The organism is Mesorhizobium sp. M7A.F.Ca.US.014.04.1.1 (genome assembly GCF_003998745.1).
GTDB lineage: Bacteria > Pseudomonadota > Alphaproteobacteria > Rhizobiales > Rhizobiaceae > Mesorhizobium > Mesorhizobium ciceri.
This window is the reverse complement of sequence record NZ_RZRW01000813.1, coordinates 1-1,967: the sequence shown is the minus strand read 5'-3', so window position 1 is coordinate 1,967 and position 1,967 is coordinate 1. Positions and strand designations below refer to the sequence as shown.

Genomic DNA, 1,967 nt, shown 5'->3' with positions numbered 1-1,967 from the left:
ATACGATACAGCCCACCTGTGTCGCTTCATCCAGCGGGTTTCCAACCCGGAAAGACGGAATGCCGGCCAGGACGCGCTCGATCACCGCATCATAGATGGCGTCGTGGATATAGATCCGCGTACCGGCGGAACACGACTGGCCCTGACGCTGAAGCCGAAGCCCCTGCAGAATGCCACGCGCCGCGCGATCGACATTGGCATCAGCCAGGACGATGTTCGGATTCTTGCCACCGAGTTCGGCTGTGACTGGTATGATCTTGTCGGCGGCGTAGTGCATGATCAAGGCGCCGACGGCGCTCGATCCGGTGAAGCTGATCTTGCGTACAGCCGGATGTTGGCAAAGCAGGCGACCTGCTTCCTCGCCGAGCCCGGTGTTTGCGTTCGCGACGCCGGGTGACAGAACCGCCTGTAGCAGTTCGAACACCCGAAGCACTGCCAAGGGTGCTTGCTCGGCCGGCTTTAGCACGACGGTGTTGCCCGCGGCGAGTGCCGGGGCGATCTTGCTGGCAAGCTGCATCAGCGGTGCATTCCACGGAATGATCGCGCCAACGACACCAAGCGCCTCGCGTCGCGTATAGAGCAGCCGGCCAGGATCGGGCGGATAGGTCCGGCCGTTGATCTCGCCAGCCAGGCCACCGAAATAACGCAGGATGTCGACCATGGTGCCGGCTTCATTGCGCGATTGGGTTGGAAGTGCGTTGCCAGTCTCCAGCGACGAGAGCCGGGCAATGTCTTCACGGAAGCCGTCGAGATGATCGGCTGCCCGTATGAGCAGGGCGCCGCGCTCTCTCGCCGGCGTTGCCGACCAAGACCGGAACGCAAGGGAAGCCGCATCCACCGCAGAATTGACATCCTCTATGCCGCAGCGTGGCGCAGAGCCGATGATCTCTTCGGTGGCGGGGTTCTCGATATCGAATTGCGCTGTTGTGAGCGCTTTTCTCAAGCCGCCGCCGCAGACGATCTGGCCCGAAAGTCGTCTCGCTTCCGTGGTTTGCGCGCCGATGCGCGCTTCAAGGGAGTCTGTTGCAAAGGCGTTCATACGAGATGGCTTCTGTTGTTTTTGATTGAGCATACGTATGCACTCTGTTAGACATTTGAAATGAGTTTGTCAAACGGGAGTGAGAAATGTCTGTGACAACAATCGGCCTCGTCGCTGGAGACCCATCCGGTGTCGGTCCGGAACTTTGTGCCAAATTGGTCAATGCAAAGGGGCGCCAGAGTGACCTCCGCGTTGCCGTCTTTTGTGGGAAAGGGAGCTTTCGCGACGGAATACGAATCGCTGGTCTCGATGGTGAAATCCCGGTCGTCGATAGCGTCTCATCGATTCCGGAGCGTGGCGGCGTGGCGCTGATTTCAGGTCTGGATCGAGGCGGCTACAAACCCGGTGTGGCGAGTGCGGAGGGCGGAACTGCCACGCTCGCGGCGCTGGAGAGTGCAGCAGACGCGGCCGGGGCAGGGCAGCTCGATGCGATTGTCTATGGTCCGCTCAACAAACAGGCGATGTGGCTGGCCGGTCACAAGGCGATCGACGAACTGCATTTTTTCTCAAGTCGCCTCGGTGTTACTGGCTTCTGCTGCGAAATGAATAACCAGGGGGCTCTCTGGACGGCCCGCGTAACCTCGCATATCCCGCTTCGCGCCGTGGCCGACAACATCTCCGTGGAGTCCATCATTGCGGCCACGGTGGCCGGCGCCAAGGCGGTCGAATCATCAAGCGGCAAACGTGCGAGAATAGCCGTTGCCGGCCTTAACCCGCATTTGGGAGAAGGCGGCGCAATGGGCACTGAGGAGATCGAGATTATCCTCCCCGCCATCGAAAGGCTAAAGGAACTTGGATACGATGTCGCCGGCCTCTATCCGGCCGATACCGTCTTTCTGCGTGTGGGGCCGGAGAAGCTCGACTTGATCATCACCATGTTCCACGATCAGGGCCAGATCGCGCTGAAGACACTCGGTTTCGCCAACAC

At 60.2% G+C, this 1,967-nt stretch carries 2 protein-coding genes; one reads left to right on the top strand and one right to left on the bottom strand.

Features of this window, described 5'->3' with window-relative positions:
* The coding region (locus tag EOA22_RS31815; RefSeq protein WP_164756117.1) for an aldehyde dehydrogenase family protein at positions 1-1,039 on the bottom strand (1,039 nt) is incomplete at its 3' end.
* Positions 1,040-1,125: 86 nt separating this feature from the next.
* On the opposite strand from EOA22_RS31815, the gene EOA22_RS31810 reads away from it, so the two are divergent.
* A partial coding sequence (locus EOA22_RS31810) for a 4-hydroxythreonine-4-phosphate dehydrogenase PdxA (protein WP_127390514.1) occupies positions 1,126-1,967 on the top strand: 842 nt, incomplete at its 3' end.